The following is a 26,924-nucleotide window of genomic DNA, read 5'->3' as shown; positions in this document are numbered from 1 at the left end:
TTAAAACTCTGCCTCTTCGAATTCTTGCTCTTTCAATGATTCAGAGACAGTTTGTCGCGCACGCAGTACATCGCAAAGCTGCGCCAACTCACGGAGCCCCCGGATCCGATACAGCCCCTGTACATCAATGGAGACTGAGAGCTGCTCAAGGATCATACTTCTGAGCCTTATCAACAACAAAGAGTGGCCGCCCAGTTCAAAGAAGTTTGCTGTGACACTAATCTTCTCCTGTGCGATACCTAACAGCTCAGCGTACATGGCCAACAGCACTGCTTCCGTTTCTGTCTGGGCACTGATAATAGCCTGCTCGTCGCCAAGCTGAACTTCAGGCAACCGTGATTTATCCAGTTTGCCATTCACTGTCATAGGCCAGCTATCAACCAGCACAAAATGGCTGGGGAGCATATACTGCGGCAGGCGTTCACTCAAACGCGCCTGATGAATACTGATAAAGGCCTGCAATTCATCTTCGGCCTGTACCTGGGCATGAATGTAAGCGATGATCCCTGGTTCACCATTGGGCAACTCGCGTAATAACACGCGACAAGACAACACCCCTTCTAACTGGGACAACTGCGATTCGACTTCACCCAGCTCAATACGCATTCCTCTAATTTTAATTTGATCATCACTGCGCCCGATATAGGCGAACTGCCCATCAGGGAGACGCCTGACCAGATCGCCAGTTTTATACATCCGTACTGGTTCAGAGTCCGCGTGGGAATAGTTGATAAAGCGCTGCGTCGTAAGTTCTGGCTGATGTAAATAACCCGTTGCTAGACCCAAACCGGAGATTAACAGCTCGCCGATTGCAAACTCAGGCACCGGATTGCCATTGCCATCTACCACCAAATGGCGGACGTTGTCCAACTGCGTCCCCAGTAACACCGTATCACTGAGATTTTCCTCGGTAATTTCGTTAAGTAACGAATAAACGGTTGCTTCTGTAGGACCATAGCCGTTCCATAATCGGTCGCAGCTGCTCAATAATTGTCGGGCCAACTCCACATTGAGGGCTTCTCCACCACTGAGCACGCACAGATCAGTCTTGCCCTGCCAGCCATTATCCACCAGCAATTGCCAAGTTGCAGGAGTGGCCTGCATAAAGTTGATATGGTGCGCCTTGAGTAACTGCGCCAGTCTATCGGGGTCAATCACATCCTGACGATCGGCCAGTACTACCTGACCACCACAGGACAATGGCCCCCAAAGGTCAAACCCAGCGATGTCAAAACCAATAGAAGACACTGACAGCAAGCGCGTTTTTTTCGATAGCGCGCCATCTAGACCACTCTCCATCGCTTTCAGGAAGTTCACCATAGCGCCATGACTAACTACACACCCCTTTGGCCTCCCAGTTGAGCCTGAGGTATACAGCACATAGGCTGGGTCTTCCAAGTGTCCAGACAGGGCAGCTGCGCTATTCGGCATCGCCGCAATCTTCTCTTGGGTCTCTGGTAGGTCGAGCTGAGTGACCTCAGTTACTGCGGATAAACCACCATCGCTTTGAGTGTGGCTAATAATATGAACCAGCTGAGCTTCGTTGATAATTCGTTGCATGCGCTCAGCGGCCTGACGGTGCTCAGCCGCCAAAGGCACATACCCAGCACCTGCTTTAAGAATGGCGAGCAGCGTGATCACCAACTCAAAAGAAGTATTTAACGCCACCCCGACTAAATCTTTGGGCTTAATACCGGCGTGCAGGATCAGATAATGTGACAACTGCGTCGCCCGCCTATCTAGTTCAGCATAACTCATTGTCTGACCATTGTGATGTAAAGCAACACTGTCAGGCGATACCGCTGCAATTGCCTCAAACTGACTGTGCAGGCGCTGTTCATGAGTGAACTCCGCAAGCGGTTCGGACAACTCTTGCATTAACTCGCTCTGCTGCTGTTGAGAAACAAAACTAAGTTCTTTCAATTCAGGAAGAGAATGAGGTTGCTCACTAACCTCTGCAAGTTGGACGAACAAATGGCGCAATTGTGCATCCAGACCTTCAATATATGAGCACTCAAACAACTCTGTGTCGTAAGTCCAGCTAAGCTCCACCCCTTGATCGGAAATATATAAACCAACCTGCAGATCAAACAGCACTGTGGTTTGTGACATCATTCGCATCGTCATCTCGAAATCGCTCAGCGTGTCCTGATCTTCCTCGGCCAAGCTCGTTTCCCCTAGACCATAATCACTGATAGTGGTGAGGGCAATTTGAAACAGCGGTGAATACGAAGCACTACGGGTCAGACGCAGGCGTTCTATGATCAAATCTAATGGCACATCCTGATTGTCCTGAGCGGACAAGTGTACTTCTTTAACATGCGCCAGATAATCACTTAACTGAGTGAAATCCGTGGTAACCCGCAACGCCAGTGTATTGACAAAAAAGCCCACTAGGTCGCTCAGTGCCACGTCGGTTCTCCCTACCACCGGAGTGCCAACCACCACATCATTTGACTGGCTATTTTTGGCCAACACCAATGCCAGAGCACCATGTAATAACATAAACGGCGTCATTTCATGAGTCTTGGCCAATTTATGTAAACTCTGCCCAATAGCCACCGGCAGCTGACTGGTAAACCTGTGGCCCTGATTACCTTTGATCGGCGGTCGCACAGACTTAGTATAGAGGGAATGAACATCTGGTGCGCCTTGCAGTTGCTCCAACCAATAATCTGTTTGCTGTTGGAAATCTGCACTATCAAAGCGAGATTTTTGCCAGTAAGCATAGTCGGCATATTGCAAGGTTAACGGCGCTAGTTGATGAGACGTGTCATCACAGTAAGCGCGGTAAACCCGGCTAAACTCACGCATTAAAATATCCAGTGACCAGCCATCTATCGCAATATGATGAATATTAAACCACATCACACCGCGGGTCTCGAACTCTCCAGCATCACCGCCAAGCCAGATATATCCCATTCTTGCAGGTACATCCTGCGAAAGATCATAGGCCTGGCCGTATTTCTCCCTCAAAATAGCGTTCGCCTGTTGCGTTTGCTCAGCACCGCTCAGATGACGTAGATCGTCACGCTCCAGAGCAAACTGAACATCGTGCTCAGGTATCACCACCTGATGGGTGCCTTGCTCATCATCTACATAAACCGTTCTCAGTATCTCGTGCCGTTTAATCAGCGCAAGCATGGTTTTTTCAATCTTATCAAGCTGCAATTTTCCAGCGATATCAAATGCAACACAGATATTGTACTCAGGCGTCCCCCCCTGTAATTGATCGATAAACCACAATCTTTGTTGGGAATACGACAAAGGAATACGGATGTCACTATCCTTGACCGGCGTAATACTCATAGCGCCCGTTGCAATGTCAGTACTGTCTAACAGCGCGGCCATATCGCGCAGTGTACTGTGTTCAAATACAGCCCTTGGCGACAACTCTTTGCCAAATTGGTTTTTGATCTCAGACGTCAAGCGAATGGCGAGCACCGAATGCCCCCCGAGGTCAAAAAAGTTCGCTGTGGCGCTGATTTTATCCGTCGAAATACTCAGCAATTCAGACCATATTGCCACCAGAGCGTGCTCTTGTTCACCTTCTGGTGCGATGTACCTGCCCGCCATAAGGCTAGCATCGGGCTCCGGCAGCGCGCGCTTGTCAATCTTACCATTGCTGCTTAATGGCCACTGAGTAACCGCCATTAATACACTGGGATTCATGTAGTTGGGTAATTTTTCAGCAACAAAGGATTTGAGTTCGCTAAGTAAAGCGGCACGCGTTTCTGCATTTTCTGCTAGTGCTGAACGTACATAGCCAACCAATTGTTTACCCGCCGGAGTGTCGCAGGTAACCACCACGGCCGCCTCAACATCGCCATAAGCCGCCAGTACATTTTCTACTTCCCCCAGTTCAACCCGAAAGCCGCGGATCTTGACCTGCTCATCTGCCCTGCCAACAAACTCCAGATTGCCGTCACTCAAATAGCGAACCAAATCTCCGGTACGGTACAAGCGCTGAGCGCCTAGCTCGGTGGCATATGGGTTGGTGATAAACTGCCGCTCACTCAACTTAGGCCTGTTTAGATATCCCCGAGCAACTCCGTCACCGCCGATATACAACTCACCGACTGCCCCTTTGGGCACCAGTGCCCGGTTTTCATCCAGCACCAATAGCTGGCAATTGGGGTTAGCATAACCTATCGTAACCGGTTCGCCGCCGCGTAAAGCAACCCCGCTGGCGGTAATGGTTGCCTCGGTTGGTCCATAAGTGTTGTGAAGTTCGACCTCTCGGTGAGCTTCAAAGAATGTCCTGACCGCAGCTTCAGGCAGTGCTTCCCCACCTACTATGATGCAGCGCAAAGTGCTACTTTGAGCGGCCGCAAAGCTTTCATTTACCTGAGCCCAAAACGCCGTTGGCAAGCTGATCACGGAAATCTGATGTTGCTGACAAAAAGACCAGAATGCAGTTGCACTCACTACGCTGTCCTCATCACGCAAAACGAGGCTGGCACCATGGCACAATGCCCCAAACAGCTCTTCGGCAAAAATATCAAAGCTGAGGCTAGAGAATTGCAAAACGCGATCCTGCTCACAGATGCGATAACGCTGCGCTACATTGAGCTGGTAATTCACTAAATTATTGTGTGTCACCATGACCCCTTTGGGCTGCCCGGTCGAGCCTGAGGTGTAGATAACATAAGCGAGGTGACTGGCATTTAATGCCCGCTCGGACCGCGGTCGGTTTGCTCCACTAAATTCTTGATAGCAAGTTGAATCATCGACCCGAACAATTTTATCCTCATGCTCCGCCAGTGCCACTTTACCTACTTCATCCGCAATAATCACTGTTAACTCAGCATCTGACACCATATAGCTCAAACGGGCCGCAGGATAATTGGGATCCAGCGGTACATAAGCAGCGCCAGCTTTGAGTATTGCAAGAATACTGATCACCATCTCTGGCGAGCGCGAAGCACATAGCCCGATCAAACTATCCGGTGTGATCATCACTGTATTCGTCAGATGTTCAGCCAACTGATTGGCGCGTTCATTGAGCTGCTGGTAGCTGAACTGCTCGGTACCGGCCACCAATGCGATGTGATCAGGCCGCATACTAACCTGCTGCTCGAACAAATCATGAATACAACAATTGTTTTGATACGCTACCTGAGTATCATTCAGCTCGAACAATAATTCGTGCTCTTGCGCTGTCGACAGCATACGGATATCTCTCAGCAGTACTTGCTCAGAATCCACTTCACTCAACGAGGTCAGTAACTGACAAAAGTGTGTATTTAACTGTTCAATATAGGCTTCACTGAACAGGCTGACATCATAAATCCAGCGGATCCCAACGCCTTGTTCATCGATACTTAGATTGATGTCCAGATCGAATTTAGCCTGCACATGATTGGTCTGCTGCGCAACCAAGTCAATACCCGGCAACTTAAATCCCTCAAGCGCCTGCTGGTCATTGACACCATAGTCGCTGTCGATACTTACCATGATCTGAAAGAGTGGGTTATACCCGTTGCTTCCTGAGACCTTTAAGCGCTCGACCAACTGCTCGAATGGAACATCCTGATTTGCCTGAGCAGCTAAATGAGTCTCTTTTAAATGGGTAAAATAGTCTCCGATGGTCGACTGTGCAGTATTCACTCTAAGCACAAGTGTGTTAACAAAAAAGCCAATCAGAGGCTCGCATTCCGCCATTAAGCGATTGGCAACCGGTGTACCCACCACGATATCCTGACTATTACTATGGCGTGCTAACAACATCGCCAGCGCGCCGTGCAGTAGCATAAACGGTGAAAGTTGATACTCCTGAGCCAGTGACAGTAAGCGCTCAGCTATAGGGCTAGGTAGCTGAGCTGATACTGCTGAGCCAAGGTACTGTTTGGTACTGGGTCTGTCACCGGACAATGGTAAGCTATGGACTGCGGGGCAAAGATCGAGCTGATGCTGCCAATAGGCCAGTTGTTTTTCCAGCGCTTCACCTTCAAAATGGGTGCGCTGCCAGTGTGCATAATCGCCGTATTGGCAATCAAGCGGGGGGAGAGGGCTGTTTTGTCCCCGGCTATAGGCCTGATACAACGTAAAGAACTCTTTCATGAGCAGTTGCATCGACCAGCCGTCGGAGGCTATGTGATGCATATTAAACAACAACACCCCGACACCCGGCCCCTGTTTCAGATACCTGACCCGCAGCATCAGATCCTGTTGCAGATCAAAGCTGTGGCCAATATCTGCTTGCACTTGTTTCTCAATTTCAGTTGCCTGCGCCGCACCTTTTAGTCCACTCAAGTCGTCAACATGGACTGTAAATGTAACCTCATTCGCCGCTCTGATCCGCTGTACTATTTGATTACCCTGAGTGTCATACACACTACGCAGAACTTCATGACGCTCTATGATAGTCGTGAACACCCGATTAAGCATCGAGATATCCAGCTCTCCGGACACATCCAACACCAGTGGCATGTTATATTCCGCCGACCCTCCCTGAAGTTTGTCAATGGACCACAGCCTTTGCTGTGAAAAAGACACTGGTAGTGCCTCCCCCGTGCGGGTGAGCGCCGTAATTGCAGGCTTAGCGTGTTGAACTCCACCACGCTCCACCGCCATTGCTAGCTCGGCCAGATTAGCTGCACTAAAGATATCTGCCACCGATAGTGAGACATTAAACCTCGTCCGGATCGCGGTCATGAGCCGCACACTCAACAGAGAATGTCCGCCCAGCGAGAAAAAGTTCGCTAAAATACTGATCTTGGCCTTGTCTATGCCTAGCAATTCAGCCCAAATATTTACCAGAATAATCTGAGTTTCGGTGGTCGGTGCCGCATATTCTTCATCTTGGAGATCTTCACTATCAACTGCGAGTAAAGCGTTATGATTAACCTTACCATTGCTGGTCAAAGGGATTTTTTCCACCGTCACAAATGCGCTGGGTAACATATGTTGTGGTAATACCTGCGCCAGTTGCGCTCTGAGCTCCGTTCTAGAATAACACTGCGCATTATCTTGCCAGCTCAAGTAAGCGACAAGCCGCTTATCTAGCCCTTTGCTCTGCACCAAAACCGCAGCTTCGCGAACCCCATTGCAATCTAGCAATGCGGTTTCAATCTCACCAGGCTCAATACGAAACCCACGGATCTTCACCTGCTTATCAACACGGCCAACAAATTCTATACTACCGTCTTTGAGGCGACGTCCCAAATCACCGGACTTGTACATTTTGGCTGCACTATCAGGCTGAAACGGATCCGCCAAAAAGCGCTCTGCGGTCAATTCAGGTTGATTTAAATATCCTTTGGCAACACCTTCGCCAGCAATGTAGATCTCCCCAACCGAACCTTGCGGCAGCGCCTGCAAATTGCGATCAAGAATATATATGCGGGTATTGTTCAGAGGCTTACCCAGCGGCACAGAAGTACTCTCAGGCACCAACGTATGAAGCTCACCAGCGATGGCTATCACGGTGCATTCGGTTGGCCCGTAAGCGTTAAATACGCGCTTTGGCCGTTGCGGCGCTTGAAGTTGCTTACGCATGCGACTAGGGTCCAGCGCATCTCCGCCGATGTATAAATTATCCAGCCCACCGAGCTGATCCATTAAGATATCCTGGTACTGGTTGTACAAGCCCACGGAGAGAACCAGATCTGTCACCTGCTGTGTTTGTAGCAACTGACCAAAGGCTGTGGGGGATAACAAAACCTGCTGAGGCACGATCAGTACGCTTGCACCAGTCAGTAATGCGCCCCAAAGCTCAAAAACAGCAACGTCAAATGATACTGAATTACAGTGTGCTAGGCACTTACCTGGTCCACCAATAAAGTAAGACTGTGCGAGGATCAGATGATTGACATTATTGTGGCTCACCATTACCCCTTTGGGGTTGCCAGTAGAACCGGATGTATAAATCACGTAGGCCAGGTTGTATAAATTTAGGTCCGTCGATAAAACATCAGGGTTGTCACAACGATAATGACTATAGAGACTGGTTTGTTCAATGGCGATCAACTCGCAGGCAAAGCTACTCAATGCCTGAGGTGCATTACCTTGTGTCAGCACGATGCTCAGTTGCGCATCTCTTGCCATATAAACTAACCGATCGCTGGGATAATTGGGATCTAACGGTACATAGGCACCACCAGCTTTGAGGATCGCTAGCATACCAATAACCATTTCGACCGACCGTTCGGCACAAATACCCACTAAGGTATCGGGCTGTAGCTCGTATGTACTGCTCAGATAATGCGCCAGTTGATTGGCTCTAGCATTTAACTGTTCATAGGTCAGCAGTTCATCTCCACACCTCAAAGCAACACTATCCGGCTGTAAAGCCGCTTGTTGTTCAAATCGCTGATGCAGGCACAAGGTATTGTCAAAGGACTGAGTAGTCTCATTCTGCGCATAGATCTGGTGCGCCAGCTCGGCATCCGACAACAGCGGTAAACACTGTGGATCGCTGTTTAGATCGGTGAGCTGGCTTAAACCGCTCAACATCCTGCAGAAATTCGCCTGTAACTGCTCGATATGACTATGTTCAAACAAGCTCTCATCATACAACCAGCGCATGCTCATACCGTGTTCACTGATCCGCAGGTCAATATTCAGGTCAAATTTAGCGTGTAACAGACTAGACTCATGAGTTTCCAGTACCACATTCGGCAAGCTAAATGAGGCAGACTCCTCGCTGTCATTGACGCCAAAGTCTGAATCTGAAGTCATTACAATCTGAAACAATGGGTTGTGCGCAGAGTTTCGGGGCACGTTCAGACGCTCTACCAAATGTTCAAATGGCACATCCTGATTGGCTTGTGCATCCAAGTGCACAGTACGGATATGCTTAAAGTAGTCACTCAAAGTTTCGTGCCGAGTGTTTGCCCTGAGCACTAGAGTATTAGCGAAAAAGCCTATTAACGGCTCTAAGTCACTCATTTGACGATTGGCAACTGGTGTGCCAATTACAATGTCGTCACTGTTGCTATGCCGAGACAGCAGCAGTGACAATACACCGTGCAACAGCATGAAAGGAGACAACTGCTGAGCTTTAGCCAGTTGTAATAATGGCTGAGTCACACTGCTTGGTAATTCACCAGTTACCGCGCTACCGCGATGCTGTTTCACTTTTGGTCGTACTTTATCCAACATTAAACTATGGCTCGCAGGCACATCGGCAAGTTGCTCTGTCCAGTAGGCCATCTGTTTATCAAGTAGCTCCCCTGCCAAGTGCTCCTGCTGCCAGCGCGCATAATCAGCATACTGAATGCTCAGCGCAGGAAGCGGATCACTCTGGCCCTGTTCACGTGCGTGATACAGGGCAAAAAACTCTTTGAGTAATACCTGCATCGACCAACCATCGGATGCAATATGGTGCATGTTAAACAGCAATACGCCGCTGTGGGATGAGCGCTTGATATAACTCACCCTCAGCATTAGATCATTTGCCAGATCAAACGCCGTCGTCAGATCAGCTTCAACCAGTCGTTGCACTTCAGCCGTTTGAGCCTCCCCTTGTAAATGGCTGAGATCCACACAATTGATCGCAAACTCCACTTCTGTCATCGGGCGAATATACTGACGAATATTTTGCTCATTCCCTACATAGACAGAACGCAATACCATATGCCGATCTATAATGGTATTGAATACACTCGTCACCAAGGGTAAGTTTAGCTGACCTGTCACGTTCAGAGCCAGTGGCATGTTATATTCCGGGGTGCCCCCTTGTAACTGATCGATAAACCACAAACGAAATTGCGAAAAAGAAACATCTAACAAGTCGCCTTCTTTCGCACTGTGCGTGATCTCCGCCTCGCGTGCCATGCCACTACTTAAAAAAGCGATCAGTTCTGGCTTCACTGCGAGGATCTGTTCCTTTAACTGTGTCGGGAACTCAGCAACTGACAGTTCATAATTAAGCTGCCCCTGCTCAGCAGACAAATAAACGCCTTGTTCGGCTGCGCTCTGCACTAACTTTAATAAACTCATAGTGTTCCTTTTTCAGTAATTTCCACAGCTGATTGCTGTTCTTGCAGTGCCTTGAGCTGTAACTCAGTGTCAATTAACTCGGCAACACGCTTAATGTTGTTAACTTTGAAGAAATTTCGCACAGGTAGATTTAATCCCCATGTTTTCTTAATTTCCATCACCAACTTAAATGCCGATAGAGAATGTCCGCCCAGATCAAAGAAACAACTGGTAACGGCAATCTGATCTGTGTCTAACTGAAGAATGTGTTGCCACATCCGTGCAACCACTTTTTCCGTTTCGGTTGTGGGCATCAAACCACCCGCATCGCCCGACTCAGTATTTGCCAAAGCCTTAATTGCATTGAAATCAACCTTACCGCTGGCACTCAGTGGCAGCGCCTGCAACGCTATAAACTGTGCTGGCAACATAAACTCAGGTAACTGGGCAGCCACTTGTTGCTTAAGCGTTTCTGCGCTGCACTCACCATTAGCAACAAATGCTGCTAAGATCCGAGCTTCACTGTCCGTTGTGGTGTCTAGGAAAACCTCTGCCTTGCCAACCTGAGGGAAGGCCTGCATAGTAGCCTGGATCTCATCGAGCTCAATGCGATACCCGCGCACTTTCACTTGCCTATCACATCGGCCAATGAACTGGATAGTGCCATCAGGGTTATATCTGGCTAGGTCACCACTGCGGTAAAGTCGCAAGTTGTTGTCCCAAGGAGCCGAGATAAACGCAGCAGCGGTTTTTTGAGGATCATTTAAATACCCCAGTGTAAGTCCTTTACCGGCCAAGCATAACTCGCCTACTGCACCTGCTGGCAAACGTCTTTGCTGGCGATCAAGAATAAATGCTGTGGTGTGCAGTTGTGGCTTTCCAATATGTGGTAAAGCCTGTGTGTCAACCACGCCAAAACAAGCATTAACTGTAGCTTCCGTCGGCCCGTATGCATTAATCACCACTCGCTGGTGCTGACACTGATAGCTTTGCAATTGGGCCCACAACGGCTCGCCAACCTGATCACCACTAACAATTAAATGCGGATAGTATTGCTGGCTTTGCAACTGTGGTAAAACTAGCTCCATGAGTGCCGGAGCAAAATTGAGCAAGGCTAAGTTTTCACGCTTTGCTAGGGCAACCAGTGCTTCAGGATCCTTACTTTGTTCTGAGCTTGAAATCGCTAACTTATTACCCATCAGTAACAGTAAGATACTCTTGATTGACGCATCAAATGCCAGTGAGGAGTTCCAAAGGCTGCCCTGGTTCAGCTCCCCAAATAGGGATATTTGTGCGCGAAATGCCGAGTAAAATGACAGTAGATTTTGCTCGCTCACCATCACACCTTTTGGCGTACCGGTAGATCCGGACGTGTAGATAACATAGGCGACCGGCTCAACTACCACGTCACTGCGTCGAACTGTAGGCAAGGTATCCAGCTGTGATGCACATAATGACTGCGTGCCCGTGCTATCCAGTACTAAGTGATTGAACGCTTCGAGTTTCAGCGTATTGGCGACAGTTTGATGACACAATACCAGATCTACCGCCGCATCGTTGAGGATCCGGTGAATACGCTGTTGCGGATAATCCGCATCGAGCGGTAGGAAGGTCACACCCGCTTTTAAACAAGCCAATACCGCGACTGCCATGTCGTAATTGCGTTCCAGGATCACTCCCACACGAGGTTGGGTGTCACTCGGACAGCCATCCAATTGTGCCAATAAGCAATGTGCCAGCTGATTGCTATCACGTTCAAGTTGTGCGAAGCACCTACTATCGTGTTCGTCAACAACAGCAATAGCCTTGCCATCCTGAGAAGCCAACTCATTGAATAGCTGCGTCATCTGGATGTCGCTCAGCGGTGAACTCACCTTGTCTGACTGCGTTACCAGATCCTGAGGGAGATCACTCGGAGCCAGTAGCTGAGCCAATGTTGGATCCTGCTGTTCGCACAATACCAGCAACATTTCCTGCAAACGATTGCTGAAGGCAGTCACTGTCTCAACACTAAATAATGATTTGGCATAGCCCCAACTCAATAAGAACCCAGACGTACCCGCTTCCACGACGAGTTGCAAGTCAAATTTAACAGGCAGATCGAATGGTTGGTAAGATCGAATATCTAGCCCAGTAATATTAGTCTCGTCCTCCATCGTGGTATTAAAATTAAGTACCACCTGAAACAGCGGTGAATAGGATGAGTTTCGTTCTATTTGCAACTCTGACACTAAAGTTTCGAACGGTATATCCTGATGTTTGTGCGCCTCAACATTAACCTGCTTAACATGCGCTAAGTAGTCAGCCAAATTGACATGTTCGGTTGAAACACGTAGCGGTAACGTATTCAAGAACATCCCAATCACACCTTCGAGCTCTTTAAGATTCCGGTTGACAACTGGCGTACCCACTACAATGTCATGGCTGTGACTAAACTGAGATAGAGTCAGTGAATACAATGCATGGAATAGCATAAACAAGGTCATCCCTTGCTGCTGTGCGTATTGCTCCAGATGTTTAACCTGCGCCGGTGTTAGCCGCTGTTCAACCCACCCCCCGTCATGTTGCTGTTCAGCAGGCCTTGAGAAGTCCAGTGGTAAGCTATGGACCACAGGAGGATCCTGGAGTTGCTGCTGCCAGTATTCAAGTTGTGATGTCAGGCCCTTCTGACCCAGAGACTGGTGTAACCAGGACGCATAGTCGGCATATTGAACCGGCAGTGGCGCTAATGCTCCTACAGATCCTGCCTGACAGGCCTCATAGAAGTGAATAAATTCATTTTTAAGTATCGACAGAGACCAGCCATCCGCGGCAATGTGGTGCAGGTTAAACAACATGATCCCGCGCTGTGGTGCTAGTTTCAAGTAACGCGCCCGCAACATGATATCTGAACTTAAATCAAATGGCTTAAGTGCCTCTTCTTCAATCAGTCGTTCGACCAAGCTGTCGACCAACGCTTGACTCTGCTGTGACAAATCAACTTCTTCAATAGTAAAGTCAGGGGCGTCATTCACTCGCTGTACTACCTGACCATCATGTTCCAGATAAGTAGTACGTAAAACTTCGTGACGCTGGATGATCTGACTCAGCGCACGCTGTGCCATCGGCAGCGATATTTCACCACTCAGTTCAAACACAGCCATAGTATTGTAGGCCGTTTTATTGTTCAACACTTTGTCCAGCAACCAGATCCGCGACTGTGCAAATGACAAAGGCGCAGGCGTATTAAGATCTCGCGCTGGGATCACTGTGTGTGGTTGCGCCTGATAACCAAGTTGCTGAGCCATCATCTGAGTCTGTGGTGTGAGTTGCAGTGCTCTCGCCTGAGCCTGCCAATGTGCACCGACCTCTGCATCAATGTGCTTGTGAGTATGAAACTTAACATCGCCCAGCATTCGCGAACCGCTGTCTTTACCGCCAGTCATGCGCTTGCCCTGATCGTCATATACGTCCAGCATAGTCGGATCGTAGTTGATCCCAAGAAACTCACACAGACGCTGAACTTCAGCGCTGGGATCAGCCACCAGCTGCTCAAACAAGACCCGAGTATGACGACTGGCCGGAATAGTCGCTAAAAATTGCTCAATATTGCGATGGCTGGCACACCAAAGTAGCTCACTCAGCTCTCGAGCATTGTACTGGTGAGGTTTCAAATGCATGACCTGATCCAGCTTTGCTTCAACAAATGACGAGACCATACCTGCCGGGTGACGGACCAAGTGAATGTACTGAACCTCCGAAAAGCTTTGTTCAATATTGAGCAAGGTTTGTGTATCGTAAGCATAGCCCGGAGACTTGTCGACTAGGGTACGACCCGACCAGGTCTGTAATTGTGCAAATAAATCAACGCTGCTAGCTTGATCGGCCGACAGCCTCGCCATTATATCGTCAGCTTCGTTTGCCGAGCACCCGGTCAGCTCCATAATGGCTTGTAACACTCCTTCTTTGTATAAACTGAAACGCCCGCTAAAGGCAGCTTCGCGCTCTGCAACAGTAGCAAAGTTCAGTAGCTCCAATTCCGGTGGCGCAAATAACTCAGTATGGCCTGCTAAGATCACCCGTAACAAGGTCGAGCCGGAACGGTGCGGCGCCAGAATAAACACAGCTCGGGGTTTTTTCTCTTTGGTCGCAACCGGTTGAGCAACATGCGCTAACAGATCTGCGACGGCTGCGACAGGGTCATCAGGCATCGTAGTGCCAAGCCCAATATCCTGTACTGTCTCCTCCTCTGCTTCAATCAAACCAAGTCGAGCACAGGCGGAGCCATAGTTTTGTTGTAAAAATGCAGCCAACGCAGCCACGGTCGGCGCCTCATAGAGTGCCGTAAGGTGGATCACTTCACCCAACTGTTCTTGCAAACGATTGACCAGCGTCATGGCTATCAAGGACTGCCCGCCTAACTCAAAGAAGCTATCTTCCACGCTAAGTTGTGTCAGTCCCAGTAAAGGCAACCACAGTTGCGCAACAAATTCCTCCATAGGATTACGTGGCGCAATATGTTCCCGGAGCTGAACGGTGCCTTCTTCGTATTGTTTGAGTGCACGGCGATCTAGCTTTCCGCTATTTGTCAGTGGCAGCGCATCAAGCACCATAATCTTGCTAGGCACCAGGGCAGCAGGTAAAGTTTTCCCCAACGCAGCTCGCAATGCTTGACACCAGTCATCATTGTTTTCAATCGGCTGTGCTGGTACGACATACGCGCACAGATAATCATAACCTGAAGAATGGCTGTTCACCTCGATTGCAGCATCACGTACAGTGGCCAATTGGTTGAGCTGATATTCAATTTCACCCGGTTCAATACGCTGACCATTAAGCTTAACCTGGCTGTCAATACGACCCAAAAAGTACAGTAGGCCATCTTCGTCATAACGAGCCAGATCACCTGTTCTGTAAAGCCGCTGCGACGTATCAAATGGATGCACAATGAAGCGCTCGGCAGTCAGTTCATTCTGATTAATATACCCTTTTGCCAGTCCCTCGCCCCCAATATACAACTCACCTGGAACGTTTTTTGGTACCAGATTGAGATGCTTATCTAAAACCAGCAACTGAGTATTTTGGATCGCTCGGCCAATAGGTACTGATCCCTGATCTGAGTAATGGCGACAGTCAAAATAACTGACGTCAATTGCAGCTTCGGTCGGACCATACAAATTATGTAATTCAGTTCCCGAGGCACGTGCCTGAAATGCGCTCAGTACCGCAGGCTCAAGTGCTTCACCACTACAGAACACGCGCTTTACATGACCTGAGAATGTATCTTTACAGGCTTCTAGATACAGCTTTAGCATCGAAGGTACAAAGTGCATAGTGGTCACTTTTTGTGCGCTTATCAGCTGCTGCAAATAATGGGCATCTGTGTGACCCTGTGGCTTAGCCAGCACTAGTGTAGCGCCTGCACTCAGTGGCCAGAAAAACTCCCATATCGAAACATCAAAGGTATACGGGGTTTTTTGCAGCACTTTGTCCTGTGCATCTAGCGGGTAAGTCCGTTGCATCCAGTCAATGCGATTGCTAAGCGCACGATGACCCGTGGCAACCCCTTTAGGTTGACCGGTTGATCCGGATGTATAGATCACATAGGCCAGTCCGTCGTCACACTGATAAGGCAAAGACGTACATTCATATTCAGCACACAGTGTCAGCACCTCGGGATCATCCACCACCAGACACTGATAGTGTTCTGAACTGGGTAACGAAGCGACGAGTTCAGACTGCGTGACAAGCCAGCGTGCCTCACTGCTGTCTAAAATGTATTGCTTACGCTCAGCAGGGTCCTGAGTATCAATAGGTACATATGCCGCGCCCGCCTTCTGAATGGCCAGCATAGCCACAACCAGTTCCAGCGAGCGCTCCATGCAGATTGCAACCGGCTGCTCTGCACTGACGCCTTGTGCGCATAAATAACGAGCCAATTGGTTTGCCTGTGCATCCAACTGCGCATAGCTCAAGGATTTATCCTCGAATACCACTGCGGTTGCCGCTGCGCGGTTAGCAGCTTGTTCTTCAAACTGACGAAATACTGGCAGATTTGATGCCAACGACTGCGTTGTTCCAAAGGACTGTGCCATGATCTGTGCTTCATCTTGCTCGGTCAGCATCGTCAGTTGACTCAACTGACAATCAGCCAGTTGCGCCTTACCTGCAAGACTTGTTAATAGCGTCATCCAACTTTGGTTAAGACGCTGCACAGACGCTTCCTTAAACAGCGAGTTATCGTAGATCCAGCTCAGTTTCATCTGCCCATTGACCGGATTGGCACGAATAGTAAGGTCAAATTTGTTGCTGTGTTGATCCGCTGATTCACTGCCAAATTGCAAACCACCAATGGAAAATTCACTGGCCTGCACCGTATTTACATTATCCATATTGAACATGATTTGGATCAGCGGCGTAATATTTTTGCTCGGTTTAATGGCGCAGCATCCCAGCACTTCTTCAAACGGTACATCACTGTTTTCATGGGCTCCAAGATGAACTTGCTTAACCTGTTCAAAGAACTCGCTCACCGGACAATCCGAGACATTTAAGCGCAGTGCAACGGTGTTTAAAAAGCACCCGACCATTTCATCTAACTGAGCCAATTCTCGTTTCGCCAATGGCGTGCCTATCACTATGTCTTCAGTATTACTGTGTCGTGCGATCACCACCGCGAGTATTGCCTGATACAACATAAATTCAGTAATACCGTAATGTTGTGCAATACTGGCCAGACGCTGTGTGGTTTCTCTCGATAGCTTCGCGTCAATTTCTTTACCGCTTGCTTGCTTTTGTTCTGGACGGGGATAATCAAGGGGTAACTGATGGCTATGCGCAACGTTATCGAGTTGCTTTTGCCAGTAGCGGCGCTGCGCCTCAAAAACGTCTTCCGATAAGTTGTGTCGCTGCCAAAAAGCATAATCTTTATATTGTCGCTGCGGTGGCGAAAGTTGCGCTACTTGCCCGCTCACACAGGCTTGATATGCTTCACTAAAATAACGATTGAGCAGTATGATCGACCAACCATCCGCAGCAATATGATGCACCGAGAACATCAAAATCCCTCGCTCTGGTGTCACTTTGATATAAGCTCCACGGATCATCAGATTGGTCGTTAAATCAAATTGCTGGCCAAAAAAGTCTAGCTTGAGCTCGGCAATATACGCCTGCTCGGATAGCTCGCCCCGCAGAGCCACATCATAGACTTCAAGCTCGAAGTGTGCATCGGGCAGCACTCTTTGTACCACACCTAACGCGGTTTGCTCGTAGACAGTTTTCAATATTGTGTGGTTGTCAATTACCAGTTGCATCGCCTGCTGAGCTGCATGGACGTCAAAGCTGCCCTGAGTGTTCATCACGACTGGCATATGGTAGGCAGTCTGCGTATCGTAAATTGCTGTGGCAAGCCAGATCCTTTGCTGAGAAAAAGACAGCGGCCAGCTTTCTCCCGTGGCGATGTCAAGCGAGGTTTGCTTGGAAGGAGCATCTACTGCAAAGCCCGCAGCGCGGTTAAGAAGTAAGATAATGCTGTCTTTATGTGCGGCGATTTGCTGTTTTAACTCATCGCTCATATGTCCTTTTGCGGCACTATACTTTAACTTATTATGCTCACAGTAAAGATAAACTCCTGCATCTTGGGCAGCTTTGATTATTGCTTCCGCGCTCATTAAAATTCCCCTTGTTCTAATTCTTGATTCGATTCATTAAGCTGTAAACTGGTCTGTATATTTCTTTGTCTGATAAGCAGTGCATCTAGATAGTTTGCCATGGCCCGGATCTGCGGGTTAGTAAACAGCTCCCGGATCCCGATTAACTCCTGCTCCAAACCACAGGCTTGTGCAAGATTGCGTGACAGCTGAGTCAATAACAGCGAGTTACCACCTAATTCAAAAAAGGATGTCTCGGCCCCCATCAACGCCTCAGGCAAACGTAATGTCTCACTCCATACTTTCGCAACCAACCTCTCTGTATCTGTTTCCAATGGAACCTGGCTACTTTGCAAATGCTCAGCAGTGGGCTCTGGTAAGGCACGACGGTCTACTTTGCCATTGGCCGTTAATGGCAACGCATCAACAAAGACAAAATAACGCGGGACCATATAGTTTGCTAACCGCAATTGTAACTCTGCCTTCAGCGCTTGAATGAGCGCACTCTGTTGCTGTTCATCCAGCGGTTCTGGAGGTTCGAGATACGCTACCAGAGTCTTCTCTGTGGCTAAGCCGGCGCGAGCCATAACAAAGCAGCTGCTGACCAGCTCGCTATGGTAAATCGCCTGTTCAATCTCATCCATTTCAATACGATAACCACTAATTTTTACCTGATCATCAATACGCCCCATAAACACTAGGTCGCCATCTGGCAAGTAGTAAACCAGATCGCCTGTTTTATAGAGCCGTTCGGTTCTGCCATCACAGAGCGTTAATTCGATAAACTTCTCTCGGGTTTGCTCCGGCAGATTTAAATAGCCAAAGCCGACCCCTTCACCACCAATACATAATTCCCCGACGGCCCCAAGCGGCACCGGCTGTTGATGCGAGTCCAACACATAAGCACGACTATTGGTCATGATCTTACCTATCGGAATGATGCCCTGATTAAGATGAGCAGGTCTAACTTCAGTCAAGGTTGTAAAGGCCACCGTTTCTGTCGGGCCATATGTATGTACTAACTTAACCGGAAGATCAGCATTCAGTATGTCAGACACCGCCTTAATATCCGCCTTATCTCCGCCAAACAATACATAGCGCAGGGTACGATAGAGAGGGTTCAAAGTGTCACCAAACTGATTAAACAATCCAGCTGTAAGTTGTAAAATCGTTGTTTTCTGGGCTGTCAGATAATCTGTCAGCCTATTTGCATCTATCAGTGTAGCATTGTCCACAATGGCCAAACTCGCACCGTTAAGCAATGCCGTATAAATTTCCCAAGTCGAAGCATCAAACGCCGGATTGGCACAATAAGCCATAACATCTTGAGTATCAATAGCAAAATATTGCTTGTCTGTCACCAATTTTAAGATATTGTGATGTCCAACCATCACTCCTTTAGGCTTACCACTCGACCCCGAGGTATACATCACATACGCCAGTCCGTCTTGCTCAGCCAGTTTTCGGTCAGGAGTCAGTCGCACAGAGTCGTTATCATCAGGGTGCAATAGTTGCTCGATGGTTCGCACCGCACAGCCGGCCAACTCAGTCATTGCACCACTATCGTTACAATCTATTAGTAGTGTGATCCCTGCGTCAGCAATCATTGTAGCGGTCTTGTGCGCTGGGTTGGCAGGATCTATCGGGACATAAGCTGCACCGCTTTTCAGCACTGCTAACATACTGATTACCAATGCCATATTTCGGTCACCATAAAGACCAATCAGCCCCCCCTGTGTTGCCCCTACACGGTTCAAAGCCTCGGCCAGCTGAGACACTCGCTCTGATAGGGTATGATAGCTAATCCGCTGCTCATTGTGGATCAGAGCAATGTGTTCTGGGTGAAGTTGACATCGCTGCTCAAAAAGCTGCTCGATCCGCTGCTCTCTAGGGTATTCCTGTTGGGTGCGATTAAAGTCCAGCATCAACCGCTGTAACTCAGCTTGAGGTACACAACTCACCGCTTTCAAGTCGCCAGTAGGATGTGCACAAACCTGTGCTAGTAGTGTGGCAAAATGTTGCTGCAAACACGCAATATAGCTCTCGTCGAACAGGCTGATATCATACAGCCAGTCAATATGAAGTTGCTCATCAGCCACTGCAACGTCTATCTCAAGATCAAATTTGACTGGCATATAGTCAGTATCGACACTTGAAGCCTGTACCTCCTGTAATGTCAGACTAGCGTCGTGACTCGTATCCATGCCGAATAGTACCTGAAAGAGTGGAGAATATTGTGTACTGCGTTCAATCGACAGCGCATCTAATAATTGCTCAAACGGCAGATCCTGATTATCCTGGGCTGCGATATTCACGCTTCTCACATGTGTAAAGTATTCATTCAGAGTATCAAATCGGGTACTCACTCTTAAAGCTAGGGTGTTTATGAATAAACCGATAAGGGGCTCAACCTGAGCATTGCGACGATTTGCAACCGCAGTGCCTAATACAATGTCTTCTCTGCCACTATGCCTAGCAAGCAATAGCGCCAGACAGGCATGCAGTAGCATAAACAGGGTCAGATCATGGCTTTTAGCGATTTGCTTGAGCTGACTGAGTAATCCGCTCGGCATAGTATAACTAATCCGTTTTCCCAGAGACTGTTTAGTAGCCGGGCGCGGATATTGAAGCGGTAAATTATGAACGACAGGCGCGTCGGCCAGTTGCTGCTGCCAGTATGCGCGTTGGTTATCATACAGCGCCTGTGTCGATGTCTCATGCTGCCAATATATATAATCGAGATACTGCCTGGTCAGTGCGGGTAAGTTTGCTTTTTGATTGGACTGCAGAGCAAGATAACAGTGCTGGAACTCCTCAACCAAAATACCCAACGACCAGCCATCTGAAACAATATGATGCATATTAAATAGCAAATGACCAGCGCTGTCAGGGTCTCCCCCGGTGACAAAGGTCACTCGTAATAGGAGCTCATTGGCGAGATCAAATTCATAACCGGCTTCTCGCTGAATCAGCTCTGTCAGCCCCACACCTTTATCACCACCCACCAAATCCAACTGCACATGGTTAATTGCAAATTCTACATGACTGCGGATAGTCTGACGTGGCCCAGTCTGAGTTTCAACAAAGGAAGCACGCAGTATGTCATGGCGGTCAATAATGATCCGTAACGCCTCCGTAGCACAAGACAAATCAAACGTGCCTTCTAGCCGAATGGCAGTGAACATATTATATTCAGCACTGTGTGCCTGCAAACGGGCAATTAACCACATTCTTAATTGCCCGTAGCTAAGCGGATGGGTGTCGGTGTCAGCTTGGTGTAGGGCAATATCCGTCTGCGAGCTGCGGTTTGTATTGCTTAACAAACTGGCTAGCTCACGAATGGTGGCATGAGCGAAAATCTGACCCGCATGAAGGCTTTTTTGATATTGCCTAGCTATACGACTCACAAACCTAAGCACCAACACGGAGTGTGCCCCCAGCTCAAACAGATTGCAGGTCACTCCCAGCTGCGCAGCATCCAAATTCAACAATCCCGCCCATATCTCTGTCAGTTCATTTTCCAGTTCAGTTTGAGCTGTTACAATCTCAGACTGAGGCTCACGCGTTGCCAATGGTAAAGCCTTTTTATCTACTTTACCGTTGTTCGTGAGCGGCCATTCATCCACGGTGACAAACTGATTTGGATGCATAAATGGAGGCAAATGACCTGCTAACTGCGTACGAATAGATTGATAATCCGTCGCGTTGTCATTCATCTCACACGTGAGATCAAATTTAATATAGGCAATTATTTCCTGACTAGGGCTCAGACACACCACACATTGTTCAACTTGCGAACTGCTTTCAATAACAGCTGCAATCTCACCCAATTCTATTCGGTAGCCTCGTATCTTAACCTGATCGTCCTGACGACCGATAAACGCCAACTGACCATCCTCGCGCAATCGCACCAAATCACCGGTTTTATATAACCTGATCGGGACAACCTCAGGATCCGGCTGCCAGCTAAAAAACCTTTCCTGAGTTAAGTCATCACGGCCGAGGTAACCAGATGCCAAACTACAACCCGCTATATACAATTCACCAATACCACCCGCTGGTACAGGTTGTAAAGCGTCATTCAACACTAAATGTTGGTAGCCTGCCAGTGAGTGTCCCAGCAGCACCTCTTTATCAGCCAGCATAGTACTGCTGACCTCCGTGAGCATTGACCAGATGGTGGCTTCAGTAGGACCGTAGCAATTGATCACACGCCCGGATGCGTCATGCAACTCTTGCGCTAATTTAAGCGGCAAAGCCTCCCCACCGCAGAGTACAGTCACATTTGGCCCACGCCACTGCGCCTCCATTAACAATTGCCACATCGCTGGCGTGGCCTGCATATAATTCACACCTTGTTGTTGCGCCAAGTCAACTAGCGCTTGCGGATCAGCTGCCTGTTCATCCATGGCGATAATACAACGTCCCCCGCACAATAAAGGCATCATCAGTTCCAGTAAAGCAATATCAAATGACAAAGTGGTAATTGCTAACCAGCACATCTCGCTGTGTTCATCCAGTCCCAAACGCTGCTTCGCACCAAGCAGAAAATTGACCACAGCACCGTGCTCTATCATCACTCCCTTCGGTCGCCCCGTTGAGCCCGAGGTGAAAATCACATACGCCAACTGTTGTGCCGTCACTTGTTCAAATTCAAACAACGCTAACGGGGCGTCAAAGTCGAGTTCATCGAGCGCCAAACAATTGATTTCAAACTGTGCCTGTTGCTGGTTTGCAATCAGCATCATTTGCACGCCTGCATCCTCCAGCATGGCTGAGATTCGCGCTTGCGGGTAATTCGGGTCCAGCGGAAGATAGGCGGCGCCAGCTTTCATCACCGCCAATATTGCAACTAGCATAGACCGAGATCTGGGCATGCAAATCGCGATAGGTGCATCAGTCACCCAGCCGCGTTGTTTTAGTATACTTGCCAGGTGGCTCGCGCGCTCGTCTAGCTGTTGATATGTAAAACTGCCAGTGCTGTCTGTGACAGCAGTATGGTGTTTGTACTTTTTTACCTGTTTAGCTAGCAATTGCACTAAGCTCATGTCTTGAGATAGTCCCGCCCCACCACTTAACTGTGTTCTGAGTTGCTCGGATTGCGCTGATGTAAATATACTTACCCCGTCCAGCGGGGCTGCTAGGCGATCCGGATGACTGCTAAGCTTGCTAAACTGGTCCAGCAAGCACGTTAGGTGCTCGGAAAAACGAACGATCTGCGCCTCACTAAACAAGCGAGTATCATACCCCCATGTCAGCTTAGCCCCCTGTTCATCAAGTTTAACATCCAGTTCAATATCAAACTTAACATGAATATCTCGGACAGTGCGTTCGGTTATAGAAACGCCAGGTAGTGCCGAGACATTAGCAGTCGAAAGGCCCTTCAAGTCAGTATTGGTCGTCAATAGTAATTGAAAAAGCGGGGTATGCGCGGTTGTGCGAGGTACCCTGAGTATTTCCACCAAATCTTCAAACGGCGTGTCCTGATGTTCATAGGCAAGTAAATTTTGTTCACGAACATGGGCCAAATACTCTTGTACGGTAGCCTGTTGCACGCGAGTTCTGAGCACCAAAGTATTGACAAAAAATCCAATCAGATTATCCAGCTCCCGATGCGGACGGCTCGTAATGGGGGTGCCAATCAGCACGTCTCGGTTTCCACTGAGCCGCGCGATCAATAAAGAAAATGCACTGTGTATTAGCATAAACGGTGTCATTTTAAGCTGCTGCCCTAGTGCCAATAAGCCATTTGCCGTGCTTGCCGGCAGTTGCCCAATAAACTGCTTGCCTCGGGTATTTTTAACCTGCGGGCGTGGCATTTGAGTCGGGAGTTGGTGCATCACAGGCGCATCAGTGAGTAACTGCTGCCAGTAATTGAGCTGCCGTTCACGCTCCGCGCCCTGTAGCCAAGTATGTTGCCAGTGGCTGAAGTCGCCGTACTGGAACGCAAGTTGTGGTAAGGCCTCCGGAGTTTTCAACGCATCACTACGATATAAGGTCATAAACTCCTGCATGAGGATACCCAAAGACCAGCCATCTGCTGCGATATGATGCACATTGATAAGTAAAATACCCTGCTCCTGACCATGCTCTCTGCGTTCTATGATGTAGGCTACTTTGAGCATCAAATCCCGATCGAGCGCAAAACTGTAATTACGAAAGGTCTGGATGAGGTTATCGCGATTCCTGCTATTTAACTGAGCTTCGTCCGAGGTTAGGTCATGAACGACCACTGAGAAATCGAATTCTTGCAGTATATGCTGAGTCGCTTCGCCCGCCTGTCCTCGATAAACCGTTCTGAGGATCTCATGGCGGTTGATAATTTTGCGAAATGCTCGACTTGCCACCTCAACATCAAATCGCCCGGAAACCGTAAACTCTGCCAGCATGTTGTATTCAATACTACCGCCCTGCAGCTGGTCGCTGAGCCAAATACGCTTCTGTGCAAATGACAGCGGCAGCGCTTGAATACCAGACGGTCGTTTACTCAGCTTGCGTGCATACTGGGATTGCAACCAGGCTACTAGCTCTGGCTTTGCGGATTTAATTTGTGCAACCAATTCAGGGGTCAGCGCGCCTTTGGGTGCATTAATTTTTAAGTTATGAGCCTCATCCAATGTTAAGCGGATCGATTTTTCAAGGCACTGTTCAATCACGTTCTTCATATCGTTCTTATTCTGCTTCCTGTCGCCCACCTTTTGCTTGTGGGTAATCTGTGCGCTACCTGACTATGTTGTGACGGTTCTGGGTTCTGCACACAGTGTATAGTGGCATAACCTGGACACGGCTGGGGAGCCGTTATTCACGACAAACTGAGAAATGCCCACCCTTGCGGTGAGCAATTAAACTGCCAGGGCTGTCGATCTTACAAATATATCTTCGAGTATATTCTTCGATAATTTGTCATTATTTTTCAGGGTTGTAAACTCTTGATTTCAATTGTTGCTATTAGCTAACTGGAGAATGCCAGACAACCACAGCAACCTGTAAATCCGTAAAACGGCCAAAAAGTATGTATTAAGGGCACAACTTAATTGTGCCCTTTTTTAGTAACCCTGCCACCTTAACGCAAGCCGAGCCCAACAGCAACCACTAAAAACTTCAGATGATAAGCTCATCTGTGTCAGTTTGTGATTCCGCAGTCAATTGTGCAAACTTTGCACTGTCTTGCTGCTGTGGGCGCAGCACATCAATTTCGGCAGCCAACTCACGCAAATCCGACAGAGTAAAAATGAAGCCCAACGGCACGGTAACTCCAAAGCGCTGTTGGATCTCAGACACTAGCCGGACAGAGAGAATAGAATGCCCGCCCAGTTCAAAGAAACTGTCAGCCAGACTTACTTGCTCGACTTCCAGCTGAAGTAGGGCCGCGACCATCCCAGCGACAACAACTTCGGTCTCAGTTTGAGCAGCAACATAAGTCTGCTGGGCCGTAAAGTCCGGCTCAGGTAAGGCAAATTTGTCTATCTTGTCGGCCGCATTAGTAGGCATCTTATCTAGCTGATTATAGCTCACCGGTATCATATGTTCAGGTAAGGTCTGGCCAAGCCTTAAACGGAACTCCTTGCGCGTCATAGTGACTCCAGGTTCACCCGTCCAATATGCACACAAAGTAGCCTCACCTATTCCATTGTCTTTGACCACAACCACAGCTTGCTGAACTTGCTCGATCGCTTCCAGTGCAGCTTCTATTTCACCCAACTCAACACGAAGTCCCCGGATCTTAATCTGCTCATCTTTTCTGCCCAACAATTCTATGTTGCCATTCTCATCGTAATAACCAAGATCACCGGTACGATACAAACGGTCGCTATACATAGGCATAAGTGGTTCGTGTTGATACGGATTAGGGATAAAGCTGGCTTGTGTTTTCGCTTCATTATTCCAGTATCCGGGTCCGACACCGATCCCCGTCACACACAACTCACCTGCGACACCATCTGGCATCAGATCCAGCTCCTCATCAAGGATAAGAATGGCTAGATTCGGCAAAGGCTTGCCAATTGAAACACGCGTGGTGCCAGCAGGCAAAGGCGCACGAGTGATTTCATAGGTGATATCATCCGATGCTTCCGTAGGTCCATAGCAGTTCATAATCGGCACTCGCGGGTACATGTTCAGCCACTTATTCACTAATGGCACAGGCGTTGGTTCCCCGGTCGTCATAATATACTTCAGTCCCGGCAACTGTCGCTGTAACTCAGGGAGACGCTCCAAATAGCTCACCAGCAATTGCAACACTACAGGCGCGACCTCCACGAGGTCAATTTGATATTGGCGGATCAGGCTGACCATAGTATGCACATCAGTGATCTCATCAAGGATCACCGTCTTCCCGCCACACATCAGCGGTGCTAAAAACTGCCACACAGAGACGTCACAAGAGGATGCAGCACATTGCAAGAAGTCAGCTTGTTTCAGCGAATTTGCCTCATCAATCAAGTCAAATTTGGCAAACTCAGCCTCAATATGATTGAGCGCACCGCTGTGGTGAACCATAGCGCCTTTCGGATTCCCCGTAGATCCTGACGTGTAAATCATATATGCCACATCGCTGCCCTGTACCGAGACCTGTGGATTATCAACAGGCATGTCACTTAGTACGCTAGCACTTTGGGTTATGTCGAATAGTTTCAACTGAGCAGTCATACCAATCCGCGCCCGACAGGCCGGATCCACTATCAGGTGGTCAATGCCAGAATCTTCGATCATATATGTCACACGTTCATCCGGATTGACTGGATCTAGACAAACAAAGGCACCTCCTGCTTTCATTATCGCCAACATAGCACATAGCACATCAATACTTCGATGAGCAAAGATCCCCACAAGCTGTCCCTGAGTCACCCCTTGCTCAATTAACCAGTGGGCAAGCTGATTAGCACGTTGGTTAAGCGCAGCATAATCTACAGAATGCGGACCATGACAAGCGGCGATGGCACTTCCATTGCGTCTGACCTGCTGCTCAAATCTGTGATGGAAGCACCGAGCGCCGGGGAAGTGGATCTGCTCGCCGACACTGCGAATAAATATTTCTTTGCGCGCCTGATGACTCAACATGCCACGCTTAATATCGCGCAGAGTATTATCCCCCGGACTGCTCAACAATTTTAATAATTGCTGAAGATGAGCCAGTAACTGTGAGGCTCCCGGCTCGCTCAGTACAGTATCTAGGTACTCGAACTTCAGTGCCAACGCCTTGTCTAATCTCGCAGTTAAGGTCATAGGGTAAGTGGTCAGGTCAATACTTTCCACTGACTCCACAGGTAGCGCTTCCCCGGTCTGCTCCTGAATCACATCCACGGGGTAGTTTTCAAATATCACCAAGGTATCGAACAAACCTGCACTCATCCCGCTCAGCTGTTGTAATGT

4 protein-coding genes are annotated in these 26,924 nt (G+C 48.6%); all 4 read right to left on the bottom strand.

The genetic code is table 11. The annotated features are described in order from the left end of the window. Window positions 1–9,945 carry a non-ribosomal peptide synthetase gene (locus N477_RS14160; protein WP_063379449.1) on the bottom strand — a complete coding sequence of 3,315 codons (9,945 nt, stop codon included), beginning with the start codon at window positions 9,943–9,945 and terminating at the stop codon, window positions 1–3. Continuing rightward, window positions 9,942–17,573 carry a non-ribosomal peptide synthetase gene (locus tag N477_RS14155; protein ID WP_063363503.1) on the bottom strand — a complete coding sequence of 2,544 codons (7,632 nt, stop codon included), beginning with the start codon at window positions 17,571–17,573 and terminating at the stop codon, window positions 9,942–9,944. Before N477_RS14155 ends, N477_RS14160 begins: the two co-directional genes overlap by 4 nt. After that, window positions 17,573–24,217: a non-ribosomal peptide synthetase gene (locus N477_RS14150; protein WP_063363502.1), complete on the bottom strand. Its 6,645-nt coding sequence runs from the start codon at window positions 24,215–24,217 to the stop codon at window positions 17,573–17,575. The genes N477_RS14155 and N477_RS14150 overlap by 1 nt, the downstream gene beginning before the upstream one ends. Before the next feature lie 436 nt (window positions 24,218–24,653). Then, window positions 24,654–26,924: non-ribosomal peptide synthetase (locus N477_RS14145; protein WP_155731901.1), on the bottom strand; the 2,271-nt coding region annotated here is incomplete at its 5' end.

The sequence above is a fragment of the Pseudoalteromonas luteoviolacea H33-S genome, assembly GCF_001625695.1.
Classification (GTDB): Bacteria; Pseudomonadota; Gammaproteobacteria; order Enterobacterales; family Alteromonadaceae; genus Pseudoalteromonas; species Pseudoalteromonas luteoviolacea_B.
Note: the sequence above shows the minus strand (reverse complement) of the source record. Positions and strands in the feature narration are given on the sequence as shown.